Below are 26,915 nucleotides of genomic sequence, written 5' to 3'. Positions count from 1 at the left end.
ATTTTGCACGTACCCGTCAGTTGCCGTTGATGCGTCCGGACGAGGGCGGGTGCGCTGATCTGCGGAGAAGCCTCGCAGCTCCCACCAAGCCGGTACGTAGTGGCGCGTACGGCGCGTACGTCCGTCCGTCTCGCGCCGCCACCGTAAAACGGGGCCCGCCGCGCCGCCCCATTATTCCGGTGCCCGCGTCAACTCCGCGCGCGGGGGCCGTTGTTGCGCCGACGACCGGACTGTGGCTGGTCACCGGGCCGGACACGGCCTCCGAGCGGAATCCGGCGTCTCAGTAGGCGCGTGCCACCAAGGCGACGTTACCGGGTGCGTCGTCGGCGTCGGGCACCGACCCGCCCTCGGTGACCAGACACCGTACGGTCACGCCGTGCCCGGCCAGTTCCGCCTCCCCCGCGGGGCCGAGCGCCGCCCAGGGCAGGCGCGCCCAGCCGCCCGCGGACGCCGCTTCGACGGCCTCGGCCACGCCGCTCACGTCGCTCGTACGGGACTCGCGGCGCTCGCGGGCCTGGCTGAGCAGCAGCTCCTGGTCCTCCTCCAGGACGGCGGGCAGCAGCTCCGGGAGGGCGCCGAGCGCCACGGGCCGCTTGCCGCCGGCGATACGGCGCACCAGTGTCGCGGTGCCCTGCTCCAGGTCGCGCGGGCCGATCTCCACGCGCACCGGCACCCCCTTGAGCTCCCAGTCCACCGCGCGCCGCCCGAACGGGACGTCCGTACGGTCGTCGACCTGGACGCGCACGCCCGCCGCCGTGAGCCGCTCGCCCGCCTCGCGGACCGCGGCGAGCACCGCGTCGTCCTCCTTCACGGCGAGCACCACGGCCTGCACCGGCGCGAGGCGCGGCGGCACCCGCAGGCCGTCGTCGTCGCCGTGCATCATCACCAGGGCGCCGACCAGGCGCGTCGTCGCTCCCCAGGAGGTCTGCCAGACCAGTTCGCGCGTGCCGTCCCTGGACAGGTAGCGGGTGTCGAAGGCGCGCGCGAAGTTCTGCCCGAGTTCGTGGCTGGTGCCGAGCTGGAGGGCCTTGCCGTCGCCCATCATCCCTTCCAGGGTCAGGGTGTTGACGGCTCCGGCGAAGCGTTCCTTGGCCGTCTTGCGGCCGAGCACGAAGTCCATCGCGAGGACGTCCCGCATGAAGGCGCCGTAGACGTCCCGGTGGACGAGGGCGGCGAAGTCGCGCGCCTCCTCGTACGTCGCGTGGGCGGTGTGCCCCTCCTGCCACAGGAACTCCGTCGTACGCAGGAACAGCCGCGGCCGCAGCTCCCAGCGGACCACGTTGGCCCACTGGTTGATGAGCAGCGGCAGGTCGCGGTAGCTCTGCACCCACTTGGCGAAGTACTCGTTGACGACGGTCTCCGAGGTGGGCCGGATGACGACCGGCTCCTCCAGTTCCTTGCCGCCGCCGTGCGTGACGACGGCGAGCTCCGGGGCGAAGCCCTCGACGTGCTCGGCCTCCCGCGTGAGGTAGGACTGCGGGATGAGCAGCGGGAAGTACGCGTTCCGCGCCCCCGTCCGCTTGATGCGGGCGTCCATGTCCTGCTGCATCCGCTCCCACAGGGAGTACCCGTACGGGCGGACGACCATGGTGCCGCGCACCGGGCCGTTGTCGGCGAGTTCGGCCTTGCTGACCACGTCCTGGTACCAGCGGGGGAAGTCGTCCGTGCGGGGCGTGAGTACGGGTGCCTTTGCCATGGCGCGCATGGTACGTCCGGGGTGCCTGGGAAGCCCCTGGTTTTCGCCGTGCGGGGGCGCACGACGGGGGCACGCAAGCATTGCCCGACAACCCCTGGACGCCACGGCGGAAGCGGAGTTCCCTGGCATACGGGGGAGAGCGCGCACACGTCACGGGGGCGGACGGACCGACAGCAGGCAGCTCGACAACTCTCGGCGGATTGGGGCGCTTTCGATGACACCTACGCTTGTGCACCCACACCTCCCGCGCGCGGGCGCGTCCCCACGTGTGGACCGGTGCGCACGCGCGCGTGACTGGGCGGAAATCCAGGAGAGGATGCTGGCTCCGCTCGTGGAAGCGGTGTACGCACGACTGGAAGTGGGCGCCGGTACCCGGTTGCTCGACCTCGGCTGCGGCTCCGGCCTGGCCCTGTTGATGGCCGCCTCCCGCGGCGCGACCGTGACGGGGGTGGAGCCGGCGGCGCCGGAGCGGCTCGCGCTGGCCCGCGCGCGCCTGTTACCGGACGGCGCGCCGGGTGAGGACGCCGGCACGCGCCTCGTGGACGGCACCCTTGAGGACGCCGCCGCCCCGGACGTGCCCGCGTACACCCTGGTGACCGCGTTCCAGCCCATCGGCTGCACCGCGGGCGACTCCGACGCCTTGGCGGACCTGCTGCGCGCCGCGGCGCCGCTGGCCGAGCGCGGGGCACCCGTGGTGCTCGTCGGCTGGGGCCCGCCGGAGCGCTGCACGACCTCTTCGGTGCTGCGGGTGGCCACCAAGCTCGCCGACCCCCTGCGCGCCGGGGGCTGGCGCCCGGCCTGCCGGGACGACCTGGAGGACGTCGCCCACCGCGCCGGCCTGAAGCCCGCCGGTTCCGGCCGCGTGGCCTGTCCCTTCGGCTACGCGGACATGGACAGCGCCGTCCGCGGCCTGCTGTCCACCGGCCTGTTCGACGCCGCGGTCGGCGCCACGGACCAGGTGCAGGTCGACAAGGAGCTCACCGAGGCCCTCCACCCCCACCAGCGCCGCGACGGCACGGTGTGGATGCCCAACGTCTTCCGCTACCTCATCGCCCGGACCCGGTGACGCCCTCGGACCACAGTCGTCCTGTGGACCTCGACCGTCCTTCGGACCGCAGCCGTCCTCCGGTGGACCTCAGCCGTCCTCCGGTGGTCCACAGCCGTCCCTCACCGTCCCGGTGACCCGGGCGGTCCGGCAGGCGCCCGCCTCCTCCAGGGGCGCCGCCGGCCGGGGCGTACGGCACGACTTCGGGGCGCCTCCCACACGGGAGACGCCCCGGACGTCGTACGAGAAGAACCGCGTCCGCCCGGCCACCGGAGACGGCAGGCGCGGCGGCCCGGCGGTGACGGGCCGGGTCAGCCCATGAACTTCTTGAACTCCTCGGGCAGCTCGAAGTCCTTGCCACCCTGGCCCGCCGGCAGGCCGAACGCCCCGCCGGGCGCCGCGCTCTCGGCGGCGGCACGCCGCGCGGCGGCCTCCTCCTCCTGCTGCTTGCGCTTGAGCGGGTTGCCGGAGCGCTGCTTGCCCTTGGCCTGCTTCTGCTTCTTCTTCTGCCGGCCGGGGCCGCCGCCCATGCCCGGCATCCCGGGCATCCCCGGCATGCCGCCGCCCTGCGCCATGCGCGACATCATCTTGCGCGCCTCGAAGAACCGCTCGACCAGGTTCTTCACCGCGCTGACCTCGACGCCCGAGCCCTTGGCGATACGGGCGCGGCGGGAGCCGTTGATGATCGTCGGGTCCTGGCGCTCACCGGGCGTCATCGACTTGATGATGGCGGCCGTGCGGTCGACGTCCCGCTCGTCCAGGTTGTTGATCTGGTCCTTGATCTGCCCCATGCCGGGCAGCATTCCGAGCAGCTTGCTGATGCTGCCCATCTTCCTGACCTGCTCCATCTGCGCCAGGAAGTCGTCGAGCGTGAAGTCCTGGCCCTTCTTGGAGGCCAGCTTCGAGGCCATCTTCTCGGCCTCTTGCTGCGAGAAGGTCTGCTCGGCCTTCTCGATCAGCGTGAGCATGTCGCCCATGCCGAGGATGCGGGACGCCATCCGGTCCGGGTGGAACGCGTCGAAGTCGTCCAGCTTCTCGCCGTTCGACGCGAACATGATCTGGCGGCCGGTGACGTGCGCGATCGACAGGGCCGCGCCACCGCGGGCGTCGCCGTCGAGCTTGGAGAGCACCACGCCGTCGAAGCCGACGCCGTCGCGGAAGGCCTCGGCCGTGTTGACCGCGTCCTGACCGATCATCGCGTCGACGACGAACAGGACCTCGTCCGGGCTGACCGCGTCGCGGATGTCCGCGGCCTGCTGCATCAGCTCCTGGTCGATGCCGAGGCGGCCGGCGGTGTCGACGATGACGACGTCGTACTGCTTGGTCCGGGCGTACTCGATGGAGTCCTTGGCGACCTGGACCGGGTCGCCCACGCCGTTGCCCGGCTGCGGGGCGTAGACGCCGACGCCCGCGCGCTCGGCGACGACGCTGAGCTGGTTCACGGCGTTCGGGCGCTGCAGGTCGCAGGCCACGAGCAGCGGCGCGTGGCCCTGCGCCTTCAGCCAGCGGCCGAGCTTTCCGGCGAGCGTGGTCTTACCGGCGCCCTGGAGGCCCGCGAGCATGATGACCGTCGGCGACTGCTTGGCGAACCGCAGGCGGCGGGTCTCGCCGCCGAGGATCCCGACCAGTTCCTCGTTGACGATCTTGATGACCTGCTGGGCAGGATTCAGCGCCTGCGAGACCTCGGCCCCGGCCGCCCGTTCCTTGATCTGCTTGATGAAGGCGCGGACGACGGGCAGTGCCACGTCGGCTTCCAGCAGGGCGATACGGATCTCGCGCGCCGTGGCGTCGATGTCCGCCTCGCTCAGGCGTCCTTTGCTCCGGAGAGACTTGAAGGTCGCTGCTAGGCGATCGGAGAGAGTATCGAACACGGCGGCGTCGGTCCTCAGGGTCGGCGATGGTGAGCGTTGCCCCCCAGGGTATCTGGCCGGACCGGGCCCGGGCGCCCCCCTGCCCGGGGTGATGACTCCGGACCGCCCGGGGGCCTCGCCCGCACGTCCCGGCCCACGGCCGTACGTCCCGGCCTACGGCCGCACATCCCGCCCGGGCCGTACGTCCCGCCCCGCGGCCACGGCTGCCCCTGCCGGGCCCCGTACGTCACGGACGCAGCGCCTCCTCCACCCCCCGCGCCACTTCGGCCGCCCGCTCCCCCGTCAGCGGCGCCCCGTCCGCCCCGGTGACGTAGAACGCGTCCACCGCGTTCGCCCCGAGCGTCGACACGTGCGCGCTGCGCACCCGCACCCCCGCGGCCTCCAGCGCGAGCCCGAGCCGGTGCAGCAGGCCGGGGGCGTCCTGGGCGCGGACCTCGATGACCGTGGCGCGGCGGGAGCCCTCCGGGGCGACGGTGACGCGGGGCGGCGGCGCCGCGATCCCGCGGCGCCGGGGGTGGGCCGCGTCCCGCTCGGCGAGGCGTCCGGCGATGTCCAGGGAGCCGTCGAGGGCCCGTACGAGGTCGGCGCGGAGCCGGTCGGCCCCCGGCGGGGAGCCGTACTCGGCGGCCACGCGCCAGTCGAGCAGCAGCACCGACCCGCCGACCTCGGCCGGCAGCTCCAGGGTGCGCAGCTCGGCCGTGCGGACGGTGAGGCGGTGCAGGGCGAGGACCCCGGCGGCCGTGGCGAGCACGCGGGGCCGCTCCGGCACCGCGATGAGCAGGTCCACGCCGAGGCCCTCGGCGGGCTCCTCGTCCTGGGCGCGCAGCGAGAGGACCGGCCCGCCCGTGCGGAACGCCTCGAGGGCGAGGCGCTCCTGCGCGGCCGACGCGGGCGGTGCCGGTCGCTCCTGCGGCTCGTGCCCGGCGAGGACCTCGCCGACCCGCCGGACGAGGTCGGCGACCAGGGAGCCGCGCCAGGAGGACCAGGCGGCGGGCCCGGTGGCCAGGGCGTCCGCCTCGGTGAGCGCGTGCAGGAGCTCCAGGGTGCCCGAGGAGCCGACGGCTTCGGCGACGGTCTTCACGGTCGCGGGGTCGTCGAGGTCGCGCCGGGTGGCGGTCTCGACGAGCAGCAGGTGGTGGCGGACGAGGCGGGCGAGGACCGCCGCGTCGGCGTGGTCGAACCCGATCCGGGCGGCGACGTCCCGCGCGATGACCTCCCCGGCGACGCAGTGGTCGCCGGGCCAGCCCTTGCCGATGTCGTGCAGGAGCGCCGCCACCAGGAGCAGGTCGGGCCGGCCGACGCGGCGGGTCAGGGCGGAGGCGCGTACGGCGGTCTCGACGAGGTGGCGGTCCACGGTCCAGGTGTGCACGGCGTTGCGCTGCGGCCGGCACCGCACCCGCTCCCAGTCGGGCAGGAGCCGGGTGACAAGGCCTTCCGCCTCCAGGGCCTCCCACACCGGGACGGTGGACCGGCCGGCGCCGAGGAGGGTCACGAACTGCTCGCGGGCCTCGGCGGGCCAGGGCGTCGGCAGCGGCCGGGCCGTGGCCGCGAGGCGCCGTACGGCGTGCGGGGACAGCGGCAGGCCCGCCTGGGCCGCGGCCGCCGCGGCGCGCAGCGGCAGGACGGGGTCGCGCTCGGGGCGGGCGGCCCGGGCGAGGACGGCCTCGCCGTCCTGTTCGACGACGCCCTCCGCGAGGGGGGAGCGTTCGGCGGGTGCCGCCCTGCCGCCGCCGAGCAGTCCGCGCAGCCGGGTCCGGCCGCCGCGGGCGCGCAGGACACGGGAGACCTCGCGCCAGGTGACGTCCGTGGCGTAGGCGATGGTGCGCGCGGCCTCGTAGACCTGCCGGAGCAGGGCGTCGGCGTCCAGGAGGCGCAGGGCGGCGGCGACCTGGTCCTGTTCCTGGAGGGCGAGCCGGTCGGTGGCGCGGCCGGTGGTCAGGTGCAGGGCGTCGCGTACGTCGAGCAGGGCGCGGCGGGCGTCGGCGAGGCCTTCGCGGGGCGCGTCGGCGAGCCAGGACGCGGCGACGGCGCGCAGGGCGGTGACGTCCCTCAGGCCGCCGCGCGCCTCCTTCAGGTCGGGTTCGAGGAGGTGGCCCAACTCGCCGTGGCGGGCGGCGCGTTCGGCGCACAGGTCGCGCAGTTCCGGCAGCCGCCGGGGGGCCTGGTTGCGCCAGTCGGCGAGGACGGTGGTGCGCAGGGCGGTGGTGAGGCCGAGGTCTCCGGCGAGGTGGCGGGCGTCGAGGAGGCCGAGCTGGACCTTGAGGTCGTCGGCGGCGGTCCCGCGGGCCTCGGCGGGGGTGCGGACGGAGTGGTCGAGGGCGAGTCCGAGGTCCCACACCGGGTACCAGACGCGGTCGGCGAGGGCGGCGAGCGCCCGGGGGTCCGCGCTGCCGTCGTGCAGGAGCAGCAGGTCGAGGTCGCTGCGCGGGGAGAGCTCGCCGCGGCCGTAGCCGCCGACGGCGACGAGCGCGGCCCCGCGCGGGGCGCCGGGGCCGGCGGTGGCCGCGGTGAACAGGCCGCCGAGCCAGGTGTCGGTGAGCTCGGCGAGGGCGGCACGCCGCGGCGGCCCGGACCGCGCCTCCTGGTGGAGGAGGCGCAGCCGGGCCGCCGCGTAGCCGCTGGGTCCGGAGTCTTCCGCTTCGGTCCGTACGTCCGTACTCGTCACCCGGCGGCTCCTGTTCTCGGGGTTCTCGGGCGTCGTTCTCGTCGATCACGTCGGTCGCACCGATCGCGTCGTTCTCATCGATCACGTCGGTCGCATCGATCACGTCGGCCGCGTCGACCACGTCGGCCGAGTCGATCACATCAGCCGCGTTGATCACATCGATCACGTCGATCGCGTCGATCAGTCGTCTCGTCGGCCGGGCGGCGGCTACAGCGCGTCGGGGCCGCGTTCGCCGGTACGGACGCGGACGGCCGACTCGACGGGGACGGTCCACACCTTGCCGTCGCCGATCTTGCCGGTGCGGGCGGCCTTGACGATCACCTCGACGAGCTGGTCGGCGTCGTCGTCCTCGACGAGCACCTCGACGCGGACCTTGGGTACGAGGTCGACGGTGTACTCGGCGCCGCGGTAGACCTCGGTGTGTCCGCGCTGCCGTCCGTAGCCGCTGGCCTCGGTGACGGTCAGGCCCTGGACGCCGAAGGCTTGGAGGGCTTCCTTGATCTCGTCGAGCCGGTGCGGCTTGACGACCGCGGTGATGAGTTTCATGCGTCCACCTTCTCGTTCCCGGAGGCGCTCGCCGACCGGTTGTCGGGGGTACGGGCCGCCGCGGGCCCGTGGAGGGCGCCCGGCGGGGCGGCCGTGGCGCGCGGGGCCGTTCCGCCGCCCGCGCCGCTGAAGTCGTACGCCGTCTCGGCGTGCTGGACCTGGTCGATGCCGCTGACCTCCTCGTCCTCGCTGACGCGCATGCCGATCGCCTTGTCGATGAGGAGGGCGAGCACGGCGGAGGCGACGAAGGAGTAGAGGAGGACGGCGCCGACGCCGGCGGCCTGCTTGCCGAGCTGGCCGAGGCCCCCGCCGTACAGCAGGCCCTTCGCCTCGGACTGGCCGCCGCCGGTGGCGAAGAGGCCGACGAGGAGGGAGCCCGCGATGCCGCCGACGAGGTGGACGCCGATGACGTCGAGGGAGTCGTCGTAGCCCAGCTTGAACTTCAGGCCGACGGCCATGGCGCACAGCACCCCGGCGACGGCGCCGATGGCGAGGGCGCCGAGCGGGGAGCAGGAGCCGCCGGAGGGGGTGACGGCGACGAGGCCCGCGACGGCGCCGGAGGCGGCGCCGAGGGTGGTGCAGGCGCCGTGGCGGAGCTTTTCGTAGGCCAGCCAGGCGAGCATGGCGGCGGCGGTGGCGACCTGGGTGTTGAGGAACATCAGGGCGCCGACGCCGTCGTCGTTGCCGAGCCAGGAGCCGGCGTTGAAGCCGAACCAGCCGAACCACAGCAGGCCCGCGCCGAGCATCACCAGTGGAAGGCTGTGCGGCCGCATGGGGTCCTTCTTGAAGCCGACGCGCTTGCCGATGACGAGGATCACGCCGAGGGCGGCGGCGCCCGCGTTGATGTGGACGGCCGTGCCGCCCGCGAAGTCGATCACGCCGAGTTCGAAGGCCCAGCCGCCGGTGCCCCAGACCCAGTGGGCGACGGGAAAGTACACGACGGTGGCCCACAGCGCGACGAACAGGGCCCAGGCGCCGAACTTCACGCGGTCCGCGAGGGCGCCGCTGATCAGGGCGGGGGTGAGGACCGCGAACATGAGCTGGAAGACGGCGAAGACGTACACGGGGATCGTGTAGCCGTCCCACAGTTCGGTCAGGCCGATCCCGCCGAGGCCGACGTAGTCCGAGTTCCAGGCGACGAGGCCCCCGTGGTCGGTGCCGAAGGCGACGGAGAAGCCGTAGAGCACCCACAGGACGGTGACGATGCCCAGGCTGATGAAGCTCATCATGAGCATGTTGAGGGTGCTCTTGACCCGGACCATGCCTCCGTAGAAGAAGGCGAGACCCGGCGTCATGAGCATCACCAGGGCGGAGCAGATGAGCAGGAACCCGGTGTTGGCGGCGGACAGCTCCGGGCCGTCTGCGGCAAGCGTGATGCCTGGGGGCATCGCAGTCTCCTCGTCGTCGGTACGGCCCGGTGCGGGCTTCGGCCTCTGCGGTGCGAGGACGGTGGGCCGGTGATGCGGCACGAGGTTGGCGCAGCGCGGTTTCGGCCAGTACCGCTCGATGTTTCGCGCCAGTGACGAAGAGGTCGGGCGTGTTACGCGTGCATGAACGGCGCCCCAGGGCCGGGCGAAGGAACGTACGTTCCCGGAACCCGGAACCCCGGCCGTCGCCCGGGCAACCGCGGCGGCGGTCAACCGCCTGCGCGGGAGCGGCGCCGATTCGGGCACGGGAAGCGGTCCGGCCGCGGTGCCATCCGGGTGACCTGGCGTGGAGGAGCCGAGTCGGGCTGTTCGGGATGGGCTGCCGCGGCCGGGGTCTGGGGTGCGGGGCCCGGGTCCGTCAGACGGCCTCCGCGGTTTCCGGCATCTCCTGGGCGAGCAGCTCGGTGAACTGGACGACCTCCGGGACGTCGCCGAAGTCGCGCAGGGCGTTGTCGACGGTCTTGCGCAGCCGGGTGTTGACGCGCTCGGAGCGCACCTTCTTGGCGATGTCCAGGGCGCCCTTGGCCAGGACCACGCTCTGCTCGGGCTCCTTCTGGAGCAGGTGCACGGTGGCCATGCCGATGAGGTTGAGCGCGTACGAGCGCTGGTGCTCGGCGTCCTTGCCGAACAGCTCGACGGCGCGCTGCATGACGGGCTCGGCGAGCGAGGCGTAGGTGGGGCTGCGGCCTGCCACGTAGGCGAGGTCGCGGAAGGAGTGGGCGTTCTCGCCGTTGAGCTCGGCCTCGGAGAAGAACCGGATCCAGTCCGGCTCGGGCTCGTCCCAGTCCTCCGCGTCGACGAAGGTGTCCTCGGCCATGCGGACCGCCCGTTTGCAGCGGCCGGGCTGCCCCATCCCGGCGTAGGCGCGGGCCTCCATCGCATACAGCATGGCCTGGGTGCGGGGGCTGGCGCAGTCGCGGCTGCCGTACTGGGCGAGGTGGATGAGTTCCAGGGCGTCGTCGGGCCGGCCGAGGTGGATCATCTGGCGGCTCATGCTGGAGAGGACGTACGAGCCGAGGGCCTTCTCGCCCGCTTCCTTCGCGGCGTGCAGCGCGAGGACGAAGTACTTCTGGGCGGTGGGCTGGAGCCCCACGTCGTAGCTCATCCAGCCGGCCAGCTCGGCCAGTTCACCGGCGACCCGGAACAGGCGTTTGGAGGTGGCCTCGGGCTGGGGCTCCTGGAGCAGGTCGGTGACCTCGTGGAGCTGGCCGACGACGGCCTTGCGGCGCAGGCCGCCGCCGCACTGGGCGTCCCACTGGCGGAACATCACCGTGGTGGACTCCAGCAGCTCCAGCTCCGGTTTGGACAGGCGGCCGGGGCGGCGCGCGGGGAGCTGCTGCGGCTCGGGCTCGGCGACCACCTGGGCCGTGGAGGGGCCGGGCACCAGCCAGCGCTGCATGGGCTCGATGAGGGCGGGGCCCGCGGCCAGCGCGAGCGAGGTGCCGAGGAAGCCGCGCCGGGCGAGCATCAGGTCGCTGCGGCTGAACTCGCTGATGAGCGCGACCGTCTGGGGCCCGGTCCAGGGCAGGTCGACGCCGGCGACCGAGGGCGACTGGTGGGCGGCGCGCAGCCCCAGGTCCTCGACGGCGACGACGCAGCCGAACCGCTCGGAGAACAGCTCGGAGAGGATGCGCGGGATGGGTTCGCGCGGGTTCTCGCCGTCGAGCCAGCGACGGACGCGCGAGGTGTCCGTGGAGATGTGATGCGCGCCCAACTGGCGTGCTCTGCGGTTCACTTGGCGCGCCAGCTCGCCCTTCGACCAGCCGCTGCGCACGAACCAGGAGCTGAGCATCTCATTGGGGCGCTTCTCGGCGTTCGCACCGCCACCGCTACTGCCGCCCACTGGAACGCCCCCATCCCTCAAGACACTTGTACGCGGTCCCAGGTAAAGCTTTAACAGGATGCCGCGCCTCGCGGCCCTCCGTCCGGAGAACCTCACCCTTCGAACGGGAAGCCGACTTGCCTCCGGCATACCCACGAGCGCACACCGCTCGCGCTCCATGTACTGAAAGTAATCCTACGATCACCCCTCCGGCGAGGGCGTTCGCGGAAACGCCACCATTCGCCACCCCTTCGAATGAACTCCCGGGCCGCCGCACGCGATTCACTTGACACATACCAACCGTGAGTGGGCGGAGCGGAGCATGCAGGGGCGCGGGACGCGGGGCACACGACCCCCCAATCCCCCGAGCGCCGTCAGCATGCGGCGACGGAAGTCGGCGGAAGTCAGCGAAAGTCGGCTTGAGGCATCCGGACGACGCCCCGAGAAGAACGCACGCGGACCGACGCACGAGGACCGACACCCAGGGACCGACGCACAGGAACCGGCTGCACGCGGACCGACGCACAGGGACGCACGACGGCCTCACCGCCTGCTTCGCGGCAGCACGGCCTCACCGCAGAGCGGCAGCAGGGCTTCACCGCAGAGCGACAGAGCGACCGCACGACAGCACGTACGACAGCACGACAACGCGCACAGCGTAAGGCAGTTCCGGAACGCAGAGTCATGATCTGTTTCCGTCACGTAACCACGGCGCACTCGACCCGTTGGAGGGGGCATGGGCTTCACGATCGGCGGCATCCGGGGGACCAAAGAGCCCCGTTCCGGTGACCGCGGAACCAAGGATTCTGAAACGCGGCGGGGGGTCGGGGAAAAGGCGGCGGACGGCCCGCGCGAGCGGGACGCCGGCCGGACCGACGAGGCCAAAGAAGTGAAAGAGGCCAAAGAGGCCAAAGAGCCCAGGGGCGCGAGGGACACCAAGGACGCCAGGGAGCCGCGCGCCGCGGTGCGGCGGCGGGGCCGGGGTGCCGCGTCCGACTGCACCGCCGTCGCCGAGTACACGGGCCTGTGGGGCTGGGCCGTGGTGCCCGGGGCCCGCGCCCAGGACGGGCGCTGCTCCTGCGGCGCGGCCGGCTGCCCGGCCCCCGGGGCCCACCCGCTGGACTTCGCCCCGGAGGTCCCGGCCGGGGCCACGCTCGACAAGGTGATCGACGCCTGGGGGGAGTTCCCGGGGGCCGCGGTGATGCTTCCGGTGGGCCGCGCGTTCGACGTCATCGAGGTCGCGGAGGCCGCCGGGCGCCGCGCGCTGGTGCGGCTGGAGCGGATGGGCCTGCCCCTCGGCCCGGTGGCGGCCACGCCCGAGGGGCGCGCGCACTTCTTCGTCGCGCCGGGCGCCGCGGCCGAACTGCCCCGCCTGCTCTACCGCATGGGCTGGGACGACGCGGACCTGGACCTGGGCGCCCTCGGCCCGGGCAGCCACATCACCGCGCCGCCCTCCGACCGCGGCGGCCTCGGCCCGGTCCGCTGGCTGCGCGCCCCCGACCCGGACTCCGCCACGAGCCCCCCGCACGCCCGTCTGCTCGTCGGCACGCTGGCGTACGTGGCGCACCGCTCGCCCGCGTGACGCTACGACGCGCCGGAGCACGCCCTCCGCGCGCCGGGGCACACCGTCCGCGCGCCGGGGCGCCGCACACGGAAGGGCCCCGCCCCGGCTGCCCCCGGGTGCGGGGCCCTTCTGCCGCCGCGCGTACCGACGCGGCGCACTCCGTACCGGCACGGTGTCGCACCGGTCCGTCGGCGTACTGCGGTGCGGCCGTTCCGGCCCGCCTCAGTCGCCGATAAGCGCATCGACGAAGGCCTCCGGCTCGAAGGGGGCCAGGTCGTCGGCGCCCTCGCCGAGGCCCACCAGCTTCACCGGGACGCCCAGTTCGCGCTGGACGGCGACGACGATGCCGCCCTTGGCGGTGCCGTCGAGCTTGGTGAGGACGATGCCGGTGATGTCCACGACCTCGGCGAAGACGCGGGCCTGCACCAGGCCGTTCTGTCCGGTCGTGGCGTCCAGGACCAGGAGCACCTCGTCGAGCGGCGCGTGCTTCTCGACGACGCGCTTGACCTTGCCGAGCTCGTCCATGAGGCCGGTCTTGGTGTGCAGGCGGCCCGCGGTGTCGATGAGGACGACGTCGGCACCGTCGGCGATGCCTTCCTTCACGGCGTCGAAGGCGATGGAGGCGGGGTCGCCGCCCTCGGGTCCGCGCACGGTGCGGGCGCCCACGCGCTCGCCCCAGGTCTGCAACTGGTCGGCGGCGGCGGCGCGGAAGGTGTCGGCGGCGCCGAGGACCACGGACCTGCCGTCGGCGACGAGGACGCGGGCGAGCTTGCCGGTGGTGGTGGTCTTGCCGGTGCCGTTGACGCCGACGACCATCACGATGCCCGGGGTCTCCAGGCCGGACTCGGTCTTCACGGCGCGGTCGACGTCCGTGCCGACGAGCGCGAGGAGCTCCTCGCGCAGCAGGGTGCGCAACTCCTCCGGGGTGCGGGTGCCGAGCACGCGGACGCGCTCGCGCAGGCGCTCGACGAGCTCCTGGGTGGGGGCGACGCCGACGTCGGCGGTGAGGAGGGTGTCCTCGATCTCCTCCCAGGTGTCCTCGTCGAGGTGCTCGCGGGAGAGCAGGGTCAGCAAACCCTTGCCGAGCGCGTTCTGCGAGCGGGACAGGCGGGTGCGCAGCCGCACCAGCCGGCCCGCGGTGGGCTCGGGGGTCTCGATCTCGGGAGCCGGCGGGGCCTCGGGGGCGGGAGGCTCGACGACGACGGGCGCGGACGCCGACGGCTCGGCGACCGGCAGGTCCACCTCCTCGATCGTGCGGCGCGGCTCGTCGTGGGGCGTCTCGGCCTCGTCGCCGACGTGCGGCTCGGCCGGGGGGCGGGTGATGGTGGGCGTGCTCGACGGGGCCTTGGCCGGCGGGAGCCGCTTCTTCTTGCGGCTGCCGACGACCAGCCCGCCGATCGCGCCGACCACGACGACGGCGATGACTACAGCGAGGATGACGATTTCCATAACTCACCCAGTATCAGTCATGGCCCTCCTGGGGAGCCCCCTTGTGTTTTCCTCCAAGGGACATAGGCCACTAGCGGTGATTACTCGGACTAAAGTACGATGGAAGAGGCCGCGTCAACGCGCGTAGAGTCCCCCTGATTCATCTGGTTGAAAATCCCCACCGGCGCGCGACGACGTCGACGCACGCCGAGCGAGAGGCACGGAACTCCCCCTCATGAGCACCACCGCCGAAACCGCCGAACACGAAGGCGCCCTGGAGACCCGCGGTCTCGAGCCGGTCCCCGACTCCGAGCGCCACGGCAGGACCCGCGAGCTGTTCCCCACCTGGGTGGCCGCCAACATCAGCGTTCTGCTGCTCACCATGGGCGCGGGCCTCATCGTCTCGAACCGGCTGAACTTCTGGCAGGTCCTGGTCGTCGCCCTCGTCTCCCCCGTCCTGAGCTACGGCCTCGTCGGCCTGGTCTCCATCGCGGGCAAGCGCGGCGGCTCGCCGGGCATGACCCTCTCGCGTGCGGTCTTCGGCCAGCGCGGGAACCTCTTCCCCGGCTCGCTGATCTGGGTCGCGCGCTGGGGCTGGGAGACCATCAACGCGGTGACGGGCGCGTACGCGATCCTCACCGTCCTGGACATCTGCTTCGGGGTGAAGCAGAACACGGCCCTGAAGGTCGTCACGCTGCTCGCCTTCGTCGCCGCCACGTTCCTGATCTCGGGTCTCGGCCGCAAGGTGCTGCAGGTGTGCAGCCAGTGGTCGACGTACCTCTTCGGCGCGTTCAGCGTCCTGGTCCTCGTCTACCTGCTGACGAACACCGACTGGTCCGAGGTCTTCGACCAGCCCGCGGGCTCCACCGCGATGATGATCGCGGGCATCGGCACGATCGCCGCGGGCGGCATCAGCTGGGTGCCCACCGGCCCGGACTTCACCCGGTACCTGCCGCGCACGGCGCCGAACAAGCCGCTGGTCGGCCACGCGGTCGGCGGAGCCGCCATCGTCGTGGTGCCCATGGTCCTGATGGGCGCCGTCATGGCCGTGTCCACGCCGAGCCTGTCCTCCGCGCAGGACCCGGTGGCGTTCCTCGGCGACCTGCTGCCGAAGTGGATCGCGGTGCCGTACCTGATCATGGCGCTGATCGGCATGCTGCTGATCAACTCGATGTCGATGTACTCGGCCGGCTTCACGGCGATGACCCTCGGCATCAAGGTCCCGCGCGCGTGGGCCGTCAGCGTGAACGCGATCATCAGCCTGATCTTCGGCTACCTCCTGATGAACGTGGCCACCAGCTTCATGGGCTCGTTCATCTCCTTCCTCACGCTGCTCGCGGTGGCGTTCTCGGCCTGGATCGGCGTCTTCGGCATCGACATGCTGCGCCGGAAGACCTACGACGGCGCCGCCCTGATGGACACCAAGCGCACCAGCGCCTACTGGTACAAGGCGGGCTTCGCCTGGCAGGCCATGACCGCCTGGGGCGTCGCGCTCGTGGTGGGGCTGCTCTTCACCAAGGTCGACTGGTTCAGCGGCCCGCTCGCCACGTCCTGGATCGGGCGCAACGGCCTCGGCTGGCTCGTCACCATCCTGGTCGCCGCCGCGCTGTACGCGGTGCTGCCGCGTGAGCCGGTGGCCGGGCAGGCCGCGGCCGCCGGGCCCGCGGGCGCGGCCGCCAAGGGCGAGGACGGCACCGAGCTGGCCGCCACCAAGGCCTGAGGGGCCTCCCCGGCCGCGGAGCCTGTTCATCTGACACTGCGTCAGCTAGCGTCCCCCTTCGCCGAGAGGGGCCCGCCGTCCCGGCGGGTCCGGTGAAGGGGGACGTTTGGCATGCCCGTCACAGTCGTACGCCTCAACCTCGTCGACCCCGAGCCGGACGCGCTCGGCGCGCGCTACCGGGCGGCCCTGGAGATGGCCGCGTACGCCGACGAGCGCGGTGTCACCACCGTGCAGACCGAGGAGCACCACGGCGTCGCCGACAACTGGATGCCGTCGCCGTTCGCCTTCGCCGGCGCGGTCCTCGGCGCGACCCGGCGCCTCACGGTGACCGTCTCGGCCGCCATCGGCCCGCTGTACGACCCCTTGCGCCTGGCCGAGGACATCGCCGTGCTCGACCTGCTCAGCGGCGGCCGCCTGGTGACGGTGGCGGGGATCGGCTACCGGCCCGAGGAGTACGCGGCCTTCGGCGTCGACTGGAAGCGGCGCGGGGCCCTGCAGGACGAGCTCCTGGAGACCCTGCTGCGGGCCTGGACCGGCGAGGAGTTCACGTTCCGGGGGCGCGCGGTACGGGTCACCCCGCGCCCGGGGACGCGGCCCCACCCGCCCCTCCTGGTCGGCGGCTCGTCGAAGGCGGCGGCCCGGCGCGCGGCCCGGCTCGGCCTGCCGTTCTTCCCGAGCGCGCACCTGCCGGAGCTGGCGGCGTACTACGAGCAGAGGCGGGCGGAGTACGGCACGGAGGGGTGGACGATGATGCCGGACGCCGTGACCCCGCTGCTGCACCTCGCCGAGGACCCCGACCGCGCCTGGGCCGTGTACGGCGAGCACGTCCTGCACGAGGCGCGCACCTACGCCTCCTGGCAGCGGGACGGCGTCCGCTCGGCCGTGAAGTCGGCGGCCACGACGGTGGCGGAGCTGCGCGCGGAGGGCGTCTACCGGATGGTGACTCCGGACGAGTGCGTGGCGTACGCGGCGGGCGGCGCCACCGGCCTCGTGCTGCACCCGCTGGTGGGCGGGATGCCCGTCGAGGAGGGCTGGCGGAGCCTGCGGCTGTTCGCGGAAGACGTACTGCCCCGGCTCACGGACAAACCGTGAGCCGGGGCAGCTTCCCGCAGGAGGAGGGGGCAGCGGGGACTTAGCCCATCTCCTCCAGGGTCTTGCCCTTCGTCTCCTTGACGAACTTCAGGACGAAGGGGATCGAGAGGGCCGCGAAGGCGCCGTAGATGATGTACGAGCCGCTCAGCGACCACTCGGACATGCTCGGGAAGGTCTTGGTGATCGCGAAGTTGGCGAGCCACTGGGCGGAGGCGGCCACGCCCAGACCGGCGGCGCGGATGCGGTTGGGGAAGATCTCGCCGAGGAGCACCCAGACGATGACGCCCCAGGAGAAGGCGAAGAACAGCACGAACGCGTTGGCCGCGATGATCGCGGTCAGGCCCTGGGCGTGCGGCAGCGACACGTCGTCACCGGAGCCGGTGCGGTAGGAGAACGCCCAGGCCATGGTGAACAGCGCCGCCGCCATGCCCGCGGAGCCGATCAGGGCCAGCGGCTTGCGGCCGATGCGGTCGACCAGGACCATCGCGATCACCGTACCGACGATGTTCACGATCGAGGTCTCGAAGGAGTACAGGAACGAGCTGGAGGGGTCCTTGCCGATGGACTGCCAGAGCTGGTTCGAGTAGTAGAAGATCACGTTGATGCCGACGAGCTGCTGGAAGACCGAGAGCCCGATGCCGATCCAGATGATCGGCAGGAAGCCGAAGCGGCCGCCGAGCAGGTCCCTGAACGTCGACTTGTGCTCCCTGTGCATGCCCCGCTCGATCTCGTCGACGCGGGCGTCCAGGTCGATGTGCGTGCCCTCGACCTCGGCGAGCACCTTGCGGGCCTCGGTACGGCGGCCGGCGGAGATCAGGAAGCGCGGCGACTCGGGGATGGCGAAGGACAGCAGGCCGTAGAGGAGCGCCGGGACGACCATGACGCCGAGCATCCACTGCCAGGCCTCCAGGCCGGCGAGCTTGCCGCGCTGGTCGCCGTCGGCCATGTTGAGGATGCCCCAGTTGACCAGCTGCGACACGGCGATGCCGATGACGATGGCGGCCTGCTGGAAGGAGGCGAGACGGCCCCGGTACGCGGGCGGCGCGACCTCGGCGATGTAGGCCGGGCCGATCACGGAGGCCATGCCGATGCCGATGCCGCCGATCAGCCGCCACATGGTGAGGTCCCAGGCCGCGAAGGGCAGGGCCGAGCCGACGGCGCTGGCCGCGAAGAGCGCGGCGGCGATCTGCATGACGCGGATGCGGCCGATGCGGTCCGCGAGCCGGCCGGCGACGGCGGCACCGACGGCGCAGCCGAGCAGCGCGGTGGCGATGATCCAGCCGAGCGTGTCGGCGTCCACGTCGAAGCGGTGCTGGATGGCCACGGTGGCGCCGTTGATCACGGAGCTGTCGTAGCCGAAGAGGAAGCCGCCCATCGCGGCTGCCGCCGTGATGAAGATGACATGGCCGAGATGGTCCGGGTGGGCATCTCTGGCGGGTGGTGTCGGCGCCTGCGTGCTGGTCACGTGTACTCCTCGGGCCACCGGCGTCGCTGCCGGGGTGGGGGCGAGTTCTTCAAGTGGCGCACAACTTCACGTCGCCCACCACCTGAAGGTAAAAGCAACGTTGCAGAGACTATGCCTTCAAGTTTCGAAGTCAATAGTTCGATGTGAACCAATTGAATCGTCGCTGGTTACGGTTTGAGTTCAAGGCTTGAAGCTGATTGAAGTTGATCAAGAAAAGAGGACGGCAGGGCTCCGCGAGGGCCCGCGACGACCGCCCGGCGACCGGCCGCCCGCGGCGGGCCGTACGTGACCGGTGGAGCCACCGGCCGCACGGCTAGCGCAGCCGCTGGCTGATCACCTTCGAGACGCCGTCGCCCTGCATCGAGACGCCGTACAGCGCGTCCGCGACCTCCATCGTGCGCTTCTGGTGCGTGATCACGATGAGCTGCGAGGCCTCCTGGAGCTCCTGCATGATGCGGATGAGCCGCTGGAGGTTGGTGTCGTCCAGCGCCGCCTCGACCTCGTCCATCACGTAGAACGGGCTGGGCCGCGCCTTGAAGATCGACACCAGCAGCGCCACGGCCGTCAGGGAGCGCTCGCCGCCGGAGAGCAGCGAGAGGCGCTTGACCTTCTTGCCGGGCGGCCGGGCCTCGACGTCGACGCCGGTGGCGAGCATGTCGTCGGGGTCGGTCAGGATCAGCCGTCCCTCGCCGCCGGGGAAGAGCCTGCTGAAGACACCCTCGAACTCCCGGGCCGTGTCCCGGTAGGCCTCGGTGAAGACCTGCTCGACGCGCTGGTCCACCTCCTTCACCACCTGGAGCAGGTCGGCGCGGGTCTTCTTCAGGTCCTCCAGCTGCTCGCTGAGGAACTGGTGGCGCTCCTCCAGCGCCGCGAACTCCTCCAGAGCGAGCGGGTTGACCTTCCCGAGCCGCTGGTACGCCCGTTCGGCTGACCGCAGCCGCTTCTCCTGCTCGGCGCGGTCGTACGGCCTGGGCTGGTTGCGCGGGTGCTCAGGGTCCTCCGGCAGCTCCTCGCCCTCGGCGGGGGGCGAGGGCGGCACGAGCTGGTCGGGCCCGTACTCCGCGACGAGTCCCGCCGGTTCCACACCGAGCTCCTCCAGGGCCTTGGTCTCCAGCTGCTCGATCCGCAGCCGCTTCTCCGCTCCTAGTACCTCGCCCCGGTGAACTGAATCCGTCAGTTTGTCGAGTTCCGCCTTCAGCTCGCGCCCGTGGTTCCGTGCGGCGGCCAGTTCCCGCTCCCGCGCCTCCCTGGCCCGCTCGGCGGAGGCCCGCTCCTCGTCCGCCCGGGCGAGCGACACCTCGACGTGCGCCAGCAGCCCGCGGGCCCCGGCCGCCACGGCCCCGGCGACGGCGGCCTCGTGCCGCAGCCGGGCCCGGCGCCGCTCGGCCCGCGCGCGGGCCTCCCGCTCGGCACGGGCGGCCCGGTCCAGGGAGTCGGCGCGCCCGGCGAGCCCCTTGACCCGCTCCTCGTGCGTACGGACCTGGAGGCGGGCCTCCATCTCGGTCTGGCGCGCGTTGGCGCCGTCGGCGGCGAGCCGGTCGCGGACGCCCGTGTCCGGCTCCTCATCGGCGGGCGCCTCCTCGGCGACCGCGAGCCGCTCCGCCAGCTCCTCGACCTCCGCCCGCGCCTTCTCCAGGGCCTCCTGCGCCCGGGCCGCGGCCGCGGCGGACCGCTCGGCCTCACCGGCGGCGCCCCGCGCCTGGCCCGCGAGGCTGCCGAGCCGCTGCGCCACGGCCGACTTCTCCCGGTCGGCGGCGCGCCGCCGCTCCCCCAGCTCCTCGACGCGCGCCGCGCACCGGGCCCGCCGCTCCTGGGCCCGCTCCTGCTCCCGCGCCAGCTCCTCGCACCGGGCGCCCAGCTCCTCCAGCTCGGCGGCGGCCTCGTCCACCGAGGCCTGTACTTCGAGGAGGCTGGGCGCGCCCGCGGACCCGCCCTGGGCGAAGTGCGCCCCGAGCAGGTCGCCCTCGGCGGTGACGGCGGTCAGCTCCGGGTGCGCGTACACCAGGTCCTCGGCGTCCTCCAGGGTGGCGACGACCACGATGCCGCGCAGCAGCCGGCGCACGGCGGGCAACAGTTCGGCGGGGCCGCGCACGAGGTCGGCGGCGCGCGGCGGCCCGCCCTCCCCTCCCCCGGCGGTCCCCGGGGCGCCCCCCGCTTCCCCGCGTACGCCGTCCGCGTCGTCGAGGGCGCCCGCCAGCAGCAGGGCGGCGCGGCCCGCGTCCTGCTTGCGCAGCAGGCGGATCGCTTCCGCGGCACCGGCGGGGGTGGTCACGGCGACGGCGTCCGCGGCCGCGCCGAAGGCCGCCGCCACCGGCACCTCGTAGCCCGGCGCCACGGTCAGGAGCTCGGCGGCGGGGCCGAGCACGCCGGTGAGCTGCTCCTTGGCGGCGAGCAGCGCGCCCGTGCCGTCCTTGCGGCGCAGCCCGAGCGCGAGCGCCTCGCGCCGGGCGGCCACGGCGGCCCGCTCGCGCTCGGCGGCGGTGGCCGCCTCGCGGGCCGCCGTCAGCGCGGCCTCGGCGCCGGCGAACTCCCGCCTGGCCTCCTCGTGCCGCTCGGCCAGCTCGGCGTCGCCCGCGTCGAGGCCGTCGACCTCGGCCTTGAGCTGCTCGTACTCCTCCCGCGCGGCGACCGCCCGCTCCTGGGCCTCGTCGCGTGCCGCCGCCAGCCGGTCGATCTCGGCCTGCGCGGAGGCGGCCCGCGAGCGCGCCGCGTTGACCTGGCCGCCGAGCCGGGCGAGGCCCTCGCGCCGGTCGGCGATGGCCCGTGCCACGTCCCGCAGGCGCCGCTCCTCGGCCGCGAGCTCGCGCTCCAGGTCGGCGCGGTGCGCGACGGTGTCGTCCAGGGCGTGCTGCGCGGCCTCCAGGGCGGCCTCCAGTTCGGCCTCCTGCTCGCGGACGCGGGCGGCCTCGCGCTCCAGGTCCTCGGGGTCGCGGCCGCGCCGCTCCTCGGGGGGAGCGGAGGTGGCGCTGGTCACCCGGGCGTCGGCGAGGGAGATGGTGCCGCGCACCCGCTCGGCGAGCTGGGAGAGCTCGTACCAGGTCTGCTGGGCCCGCTGGAGGCGCGGCGTCAGCCGGCGCACCTCGTCCTCCAGGTGGCCCTCGCGGAGCAGGGCCGCCTTCAGCTCGGCCTCGGCGGCGTCCTTGCGCGCCTTGAGCGCGGCCTCGTCGGCGACCTCGGCGTTCAGGGCCGCGCGCAGGGTGACCAGGTCGTCGGCGAGCAGCCGCAGCCGCGCGTCGCGCAGGTCGGCCTGGATGACGGCGGCGCGGCGGGCGACCGCGGCCTGCCGGCCGAGCGGCTTGAGCTGGCGGCGCAGCTCGTCGGTGAGGTCCTGGACGCGGGAAAGGTTGGCCTGCATCGCGTCGAGCTTCCGCAGCGCCTTCTCCTTGCGCTTGCGGTGCTTGAGGACGCCGGCGGCCTCCTCGATGAAGGCGCGGCGGCCCATGGGGTCGGCGTGCAGGACGGAGTCGAGCTGACCCTGGCCGACGATGACGTGCATCTCGCGCCCGATGCCGGAGTCGGAGAGCAGCTCCTGGATGTCGAGCAGCCGGCAGGTGTCACCGTTGATCTGGTACTCGCTGCCGCCGTTGCGGAACATGATCCGCGTGATGGTGACCTCGGCGTACTCGATGGGCAGCGCCCCGTCGGAGTTGTCGATGGTGAGGGAGACCTCGGCGCGGCCGAGCGGCGGGCGGCCCGTGGTGCCCGCGAAGATGACGTCCTCCATCTTGCCGCCGCGCAGCGACTTGGCGCCCTGCTCGCCCATGACCCAGCTCAGCGCGTCCACCACGTTGGACTTGCCGGAACCGTTCGGTCCGACGACGCAGGTGATGCCCGGCTCGAACTTCAGCGTCGTGGCGGACGCGAAGGACTTGAAACCACGCAGTGTCAGGGCCTTGAGGTGCACGCCGCTGGACTCTACCTTTCACCGCTGGTTCGCCGAGGGACGGCGCGGGCCGTTTCACGGAGGAAGGTGCAGGGCACATCAGAGTTGAGGAAAGGCACCGCCGCGGGGTCGGAGCGGTGACGTTCTCCCGACGACCGGGTGCGATGGAGGCCGGGCGGCGGAGCCCGGACTACGGGGTCCGGGCGGCGAAGTCCGGGCGGCGAAGTCCGGGCGGCGGACCCGGGTGAGGGCAAGAAAGAAGGGACGCCGAAGCGTCCCTTGCGAATCTCTGGTGCAGATCTTTCTGGGAGATCCCTGGTGCGGATCCCCCTGGGCAGATCCTCTGATCCACGGATCTCGGATCGTTCTCGGATCTTTGGTCAAGCGGTGGTTACGGGCAGCTCGACCACGCGTGCCGGGCGACCGGCCGTGCCGGACCCCGCGTACGAACAGCGTTACGGGGGTACGTCGGATGTCCGCACGAAGCGCCGGCGCCCGGGCTGGCGTGGATCAGGTGAGCGCAGGCTCCGCCTGGGGTACGTCGATGCTCTCCAGGAGCGATTCGTGAGAAGCGGCAGCCGTCAGCGCGTCGTTCTCCGCCTGGATCCTGACGAGCTCGGATTCCAGGTCCTGGACGCGCTGCTGGAGCCGTCGCATCTCGGCGAGAAGTCGCGGGTCGCTGCCGCCGACGTAACCGAGAAGCGCCTTTGCCATGATTGTTGGTCCTCCACACTGAGTGACCGACCGAATCGGTGTGGGTCGTGAGGGAATCGCGCCCGCGGTGCTTGGCACTCTTTGGTTCTTGCTGGTCTTGCTTGGCCGTTCTCACATGCCAAACAGCGAGGGTGCGCGGGGCTTCCAGCGTCTCACCAAAAAGTTTGACGGTCAACACGATCACACCCCGTATTGACGGGGAACCCGGGGGCGCACGGCGGTCGGACCCGCTGCGGCGTCTCTCCTGCGGGCCCCTGGGGGTGTGGAGATCATCCTTGTCACGGGAGCCTGCCACGGCTCGGGCTTCTTGGCAACCACCAGGCCTTTTCCGTCCCGCGCGGGCACCCCGGCCCCAGGCGGACCACCGGGTCCGGGGGGCCGCGGGACCCCGCGTCAGCGAATCGCGAACGACTCGTAGCCGCCGCGGGGCGTGTCCCAGATCTCAGTCACACCGTCGACGCGGCCGGGTGTGTCGCCCTCCCGGAGCCAGTCGAGGAGGCTCTGGCAGCCCGCGCGGCCACCCTCCGCGACGACCTGCACGCGGCCGTCGTCGAGATTGAGAGCAAAACCACACAGGCCGCCGATCTCCAGGGCCTTGGCCCGCGTGAACCAGCGGAATCCCACGCCCTGCACTCGGCCCCGCACCCAGGCGGTGAGCCGGACTTCGTCGTTCATGGGGTGCACGCTAACCGGCCAATTGCACAGGAGGCACTTCGCCCCCTTGTGCCATCGCGTACAGTCGCGACTCGGCGTGACTCACCCGTACGGGCCCGTCACGCGCACCGTCAGGACGACGCCGGGGCACCTCGACCGGGCGTCTCGACGAAAGGCCAGGAGATGGGACGCCACCGACGCTCCGCCGCCGGCCGCGCCGCCACCGGCCGGGCCGGTCACGCGAACCCGTCCGGCACCCCTGCGGCCCCGTACGCGTCCGACGCCCTGCCCGCGAACCCCGAGGCCGGGGCGGCCTCCGGCGCCGGGGCCCGGCCCCGGTCGCGCTCGCACCGCCGCGGGGGACGCCCCGCCGCGCCGGTGCGCACCGGGCTGCTCGGGGTGTCCGCCGCCGTCGCCATGGGGGCCGTCGCGGTCGCCTCGGGGCTGCTGCCCGGCGGGGACACCTTCTCCTTCGGCGGGGGTGACGACACCGGCGCCATCCGCTCCACCAGCTCCCCCGTCGGCCTGGGCCCGCAGGGCGGCGACACCGGGGGCGCCGAGCGCGGCCCGTCGCCGACGCCGGGCACCGGCCGCGCCGAGGCCCCGGCTCCGACGCCCTCGGCGACGAGTGGCGAGCCGTCCGCGGCGCCCTCGCGGAAGCCGACGGTCCGGCCGTCCGAGGAGCAGCCGCGGGAGGGCGGCGGCGACCGGGCCGGCCGCGACGAGCCCGAGGCGGAGCAACCGAGGACGCCCGCGCCGTCGCGCACCCGGGCGCCGGAGCCCACGCCGCCCGCCGCCACGCCGGAGCCGCCGGTGGGCGACAGCTCGGCCGAGGCCCAGGTGCTGGCGCTCGTGAACGAGGAGCGGGCCAAGGCGGGCTGCCGCCCGGTGCGCGCGGACGACCGGCTCGCCGCGCTCGCCGAGGCCTTCAGCGCGGACATGGCCGCACGCGGGTTCTTCGCCCACACCGACCCGGACGGCGCGACCCCGTGGGACCGCGCCGAGAAGGCCGGGATCAAGGACCTCGGCGGCGAGAACATCGCCCGCGGCCAGGCCGACGCCCGGGCCGTGATGGACGCCTGGATGAACAGCCCCGGCCACCGGGCGAACATCCTCAACTGCGACTACAAGACCCTCGGGGTCGGCGCCCACTTCGCCCCGGGCGGCCCGTGGTGGACGCAGGACTTCGGGTTCTGAGCGCCCTTCGCGACGGGCCGCGCCAGCAGGCCTCCGGTCCGGGGGTCAGGCCGCCACGGCCGCGCGGCCCGCGGTGAGGACGCGGGCGGTCTCGGTGACGCGGCGGCCCAGGTGCTCGGCCGTGGCGATGTCCGCCTTGTGCACGGCCTCGGGGCCCTCGTCGGAGTTGGTCTGGGCGGCGGCGCCGGAGAAGAAGCCGAGGCGGTTGAGGTCGTGCTCGGAGCCCTCGCTGGAGTTCCAGCCGGGGAGCAGGCCGAGGTTCACCCAGTGCATGCCCTGCTGCGCGGCCAGCGTCTGGAAGTACTGCAGGGTGTGCAGCTTGTCGCCGCTCTTGGAGGCGGAGTTGGTGAAGCCCGCGGCGATCTTGTCCTGCCAGGCGCGGGTGAACCAGCGCTTGGACGAGGCCTCCGCGAAGACGTGGAAGGCGCCCGACGCGGTGCCCATGTAGGTGGGCGAGCCGAAGACGATCGCGTCGGCGGCGTCCAGGAGCTCCCACTGGGCCTCGGTGATCTCGTCGACCTTGACCAGGTGGACGGTGGCGCCCGCCTCCTCGGCGCCGGTGCGGACGGCTTCGGCGACGACGGCGGTGTGGCCGTAGCCGGAGTGGTAGGCGATCGCGACGACGGGGCTGGACATGGCAGTGCTCCTCTGGTGAACGGGCGTGCTCGGGTACGGCGGCGGGGACACGGCCGCTCACCGCTGCATCAAGGAAAGCACTAACTTTTGGTTAGCGCAATCCTTGGGGTAGCGCTGCACAGGAGTACGCTCGTGGTATGGACTCCACCGCACCAGCCGCCACGGACCGCGCCGCCTCCGGTGCCGACCTGGCGTACGACGTCTTCGCCCGGAACTGTCCCTCGCGCGCCACGCTCGAACACGTCACGGGGCGCTGGGGCGCGCTGACGCTCGGCGCGCTGCACGACGGCACGTTCCGGTTCAACGAACTGCGCCGCCGGGTGGACGGCGTGAGCGAGAAGATGCTGTCGCAGACGCTGCACGCGCTGGAGCGGGACGGCCTGGTGCACCGCGACGCGCGGCCCACCAACCCGCCGCGCGTGGACTACCGGCTCACCCCGCTCGGGCAGCGGGTCGCCGGGCGGTTGCTGGCCCTGATCGAGTGCGTGGAGAGCGCCCAGGACGCCGTCATCGAGGCGCAGCGGGCCTACGACAGCCGCGAGGGCTTCGGCGGGCGCTGACAGCGCGGGCAGAAGTAGCTGGAGCGGTTCATCCAGGGCCGCCGCCGCATGAGGGTCCCGCACCGGCGGCACGGCTCGCCCTCGCGCCCGTACGCGTCGAGGGACCGGTCGAAGTAGCCGGACTCCCCGTTCACGTTCACGTAGAGGCTGTCGAAGCTGGTGCCGCCGACGGCGAGGGCCGCGTTCATCACGTCCCGTACGTGGCCGAGGAGTTCCATGGTGCGCGGGCGCGTGAAGGTGGCGGTGGGGCGCTCGTAGTGGAGCCGGGCGCGCCAGAGCGCCTCGTCGGCGTAGATGTTGCCGACGCCGCTGATCAGCGACTGGTTGAGCAGCGCCCGCTTGATCGTCGTACGGCTGCGGCGCAGCGCCGTGTGGAAGGCGTCGGCGTCGAAGCGCTCGTCCAGCGGGTCGCGGGCGATGTGCGCGATGACGTCGGGCAGGCCGTCCGGCGCGGTGTCGTGCAGCGAGAGTCCGCCGAAGGTGCGCTGGTCGACGAAGCGCAGCTCGGTGCCCACGGTGTCGGCGAAGCGGACCCGGATCCTCAGGTGCTTCTCGTCCGGGGCCTGCCCGGTCTTGACCAGGAGCTGCCCGCTCATGCCGAGGTGGGCGAGGACGGCGGTGCCGGTGTCCTCGACCGGCAGCCACAGGTACTTGCCGCGGCGGCTCGGGGTGCCGATGCGGTGGCCCTTGAGGCGGTGCGCGAAGTCGTCCGCGCCCGCTATGTGCCGCCGTACGGCACGGGGGTGCAGGACCTCCACGTCGGCGACGGTCCGGTGCGCCACCCAGCGCGCGAGCCCCCGGCGCACGACCTCGACCTCGGGCAGCTCGGGCACGGGACTCCTCCGGTGGGGCGGGCGTGAAGGTCCCCGGCAGCGTACCGCGCGGGCATACGCGCACCCCCGCCGGACCGGGTCCGGCGGGGGTGCGCGT

19 protein-coding genes are annotated in these 26,915 nt (G+C 73.1%); 6 read left to right on the top strand and 13 right to left on the bottom strand.

Annotation, left to right across the window (positions count from 1 at the left end):
- Positions 1 to 280 precede the first annotated feature (280 nt).
- A complete protein-coding gene (gene proS / locus QK440_RS13945) occupies positions 281 to 1,696 on the bottom strand; it encodes a proline--tRNA ligase (protein ID WP_282793388.1) in 1,416 nt (471 codons plus the stop codon).
- A gap of 214 nt (positions 1,697 to 1,910) precedes the next feature.
- Here proS and QK440_RS13940 point away from each other — a divergent pair, with 214 nt between their 5' ends.
- The gene (locus tag QK440_RS13940) at positions 1,911 to 2,762 is read left to right on the top strand and encodes a methyltransferase domain-containing protein (protein WP_282793387.1); all 852 of its coding nucleotides are present in this window, start codon (positions 1,911 to 1,913) and stop codon (positions 2,760 to 2,762) included.
- A 290-nt stretch (positions 2,763 to 3,052) separates the two neighbouring features.
- Here QK440_RS13940 and ffh read toward each other — a convergent pair whose 3' ends face one another.
- The 5 genes from ffh to QK440_RS13915 form a co-directional block, all read right to left on the bottom strand.
- Positions 3,053 to 4,612 (bottom strand): signal recognition particle protein, encoded by a 1,560-nt coding sequence (gene ffh, locus QK440_RS13935; RefSeq protein WP_282793386.1) that lies wholly within the window; start codon positions 4,610 to 4,612, stop codon positions 3,053 to 3,055.
- A gap of 226 nt (positions 4,613 to 4,838) precedes the next feature.
- Positions 4,839 to 7,277 carry a [protein-PII] uridylyltransferase gene (locus QK440_RS13930; protein WP_282793385.1) on the bottom strand — a complete coding sequence of 813 codons (2,439 nt, stop codon included), beginning with the start codon at positions 7,275 to 7,277 and terminating at the stop codon, positions 4,839 to 4,841.
- 207 nt (positions 7,278 to 7,484) lie between these two features.
- A complete protein-coding gene (locus QK440_RS13925) occupies positions 7,485 to 7,823 on the bottom strand; it encodes a P-II family nitrogen regulator (protein WP_282793384.1) in 339 nt (112 codons plus the stop codon).
- Positions 7,820 to 9,211, bottom strand: coding sequence for an ammonium transporter (locus QK440_RS13920; protein WP_282793383.1), 1,392 nt, complete (start codon positions 9,209 to 9,211; stop codon positions 7,820 to 7,822). The genes QK440_RS13925 and QK440_RS13920 overlap by 4 nt, the downstream gene beginning before the upstream one ends.
- 397 nt (positions 9,212 to 9,608) lie before the next feature.
- Positions 9,609 to 11,093, bottom strand: a complete 1,485-nt coding sequence (locus tag QK440_RS13915) for a hypothetical protein (RefSeq protein WP_282793382.1) — start codon at positions 11,091 to 11,093, stop codon at positions 9,609 to 9,611.
- 868 nt (positions 11,094 to 11,961) lie between these two features.
- Here QK440_RS13915 and QK440_RS13910 point away from each other — a divergent pair.
- On the top strand, positions 11,962 to 12,654 hold the full coding sequence (locus QK440_RS13910; RefSeq protein WP_282793381.1) for a bifunctional DNA primase/polymerase: 693 nt from the start codon (positions 11,962 to 11,964) through the stop codon (positions 12,652 to 12,654).
- Between the two features lie 204 nt (positions 12,655 to 12,858).
- On the opposite strand, the gene ftsY is transcribed toward QK440_RS13910, so the two are convergent.
- The gene (gene ftsY, locus QK440_RS13905; protein WP_282793380.1) at positions 12,859 to 14,085 is read right to left on the bottom strand and encodes a signal recognition particle-docking protein FtsY; all 1,227 of its coding nucleotides are present in this window, start codon (positions 14,083 to 14,085) and stop codon (positions 12,859 to 12,861) included.
- 214 nt (positions 14,086 to 14,299) lie between these two features.
- Here ftsY and QK440_RS13900 point away from each other — a divergent pair, with 214 nt between their 5' ends.
- Both QK440_RS13900 and QK440_RS13895 read left to right on the top strand, forming a co-directional pair.
- Positions 14,300 to 15,784, top strand: coding sequence for a cytosine permease (locus QK440_RS13900; protein ID WP_282793379.1), 1,485 nt, complete (start codon positions 14,300 to 14,302; stop codon positions 15,782 to 15,784).
- A 111-nt stretch (positions 15,785 to 15,895) separates the two neighbouring features.
- A complete protein-coding gene (locus tag QK440_RS13895; protein ID WP_282793378.1) occupies positions 15,896 to 16,876 on the top strand; it encodes an LLM class flavin-dependent oxidoreductase in 981 nt (326 codons plus the stop codon).
- A gap of 40 nt (positions 16,877 to 16,916) precedes the next feature.
- Here QK440_RS13895 and QK440_RS13890 read toward each other — a convergent pair whose 3' ends face one another.
- The 4 genes from QK440_RS13890 to QK440_RS13875 all read right to left on the bottom strand — a co-directional run bounded on the left by QK440_RS13890 (position 16,917) and on the right by QK440_RS13875 (position 23,613).
- Positions 16,917 to 18,341 carry a sugar porter family MFS transporter gene (locus QK440_RS13890; protein WP_282793377.1) on the bottom strand — a complete coding sequence of 475 codons (1,425 nt, stop codon included), beginning with the start codon at positions 18,339 to 18,341 and terminating at the stop codon, positions 16,917 to 16,919.
- Between the two features lie 313 nt (positions 18,342 to 18,654).
- A complete protein-coding gene (gene smc, locus QK440_RS13885; protein WP_282793376.1) occupies positions 18,655 to 22,245 on the bottom strand; it encodes a chromosome segregation protein SMC in 3,591 nt (1,196 codons plus the stop codon).
- Positions 22,246 to 22,734: 489 nt separating this feature from the next.
- Positions 22,735 to 22,938 carry a hypothetical protein gene (locus QK440_RS13880; protein ID WP_030675993.1) on the bottom strand — a complete coding sequence of 68 codons (204 nt, stop codon included), beginning with the start codon at positions 22,936 to 22,938 and terminating at the stop codon, positions 22,735 to 22,737.
- A 393-nt stretch (positions 22,939 to 23,331) separates the two neighbouring features.
- Positions 23,332 to 23,613: an acylphosphatase gene (locus QK440_RS13875; protein WP_282793375.1), complete on the bottom strand. Its 282-nt coding sequence runs from the start codon at positions 23,611 to 23,613 to the stop codon at positions 23,332 to 23,334.
- Between the two features lie 162 nt (positions 23,614 to 23,775).
- Here QK440_RS13875 and QK440_RS13870 point away from each other — a divergent pair, with 162 nt between their 5' ends.
- Entirely contained in the window at positions 23,776 to 24,789 is a 1,014-nt protein-coding gene (locus QK440_RS13870) for a CAP domain-containing protein (protein WP_282793374.1), read from the top strand.
- Between the two features lie 45 nt (positions 24,790 to 24,834).
- On the opposite strand, the gene QK440_RS13865 is transcribed toward QK440_RS13870, so the two are convergent.
- Positions 24,835 to 25,425, bottom strand: a complete 591-nt coding sequence (locus QK440_RS13865; protein ID WP_282793373.1) for a flavodoxin family protein — start codon at positions 25,423 to 25,425, stop codon at positions 24,835 to 24,837.
- A gap of 137 nt (positions 25,426 to 25,562) precedes the next feature.
- Between QK440_RS13865 and QK440_RS13860 the strand changes: the two genes are divergently transcribed.
- Positions 25,563 to 25,985, top strand: coding sequence for a helix-turn-helix domain-containing protein (locus QK440_RS13860; protein ID WP_282793372.1), 423 nt, complete (start codon positions 25,563 to 25,565; stop codon positions 25,983 to 25,985).
- On the opposite strand, the gene mutM is transcribed toward QK440_RS13860, so the two are convergent.
- Entirely contained in the window at positions 25,952 to 26,818 is an 867-nt protein-coding gene (gene mutM / locus QK440_RS13855; RefSeq protein ID WP_282793371.1) for a bifunctional DNA-formamidopyrimidine glycosylase/DNA-(apurinic or apyrimidinic site) lyase, read from the bottom strand. The two genes, QK440_RS13860 and mutM, sit on opposite strands and share 34 nt — an antisense overlap.
- Between the last annotated feature and the right edge of the window lie 97 nt (positions 26,819 to 26,915).

The organism is Streptomyces sp. CC224B, from assembly GCF_030010595.1.
Lineage (GTDB): Bacteria > Actinomycetota > Actinomycetes > Streptomycetales > Streptomycetaceae > Streptomyces > Streptomyces longispororuber.
The sequence above is the reverse complement of the archived record's forward strand: the minus strand, read 5'-3'. Positions and strand labels throughout refer to the sequence as shown.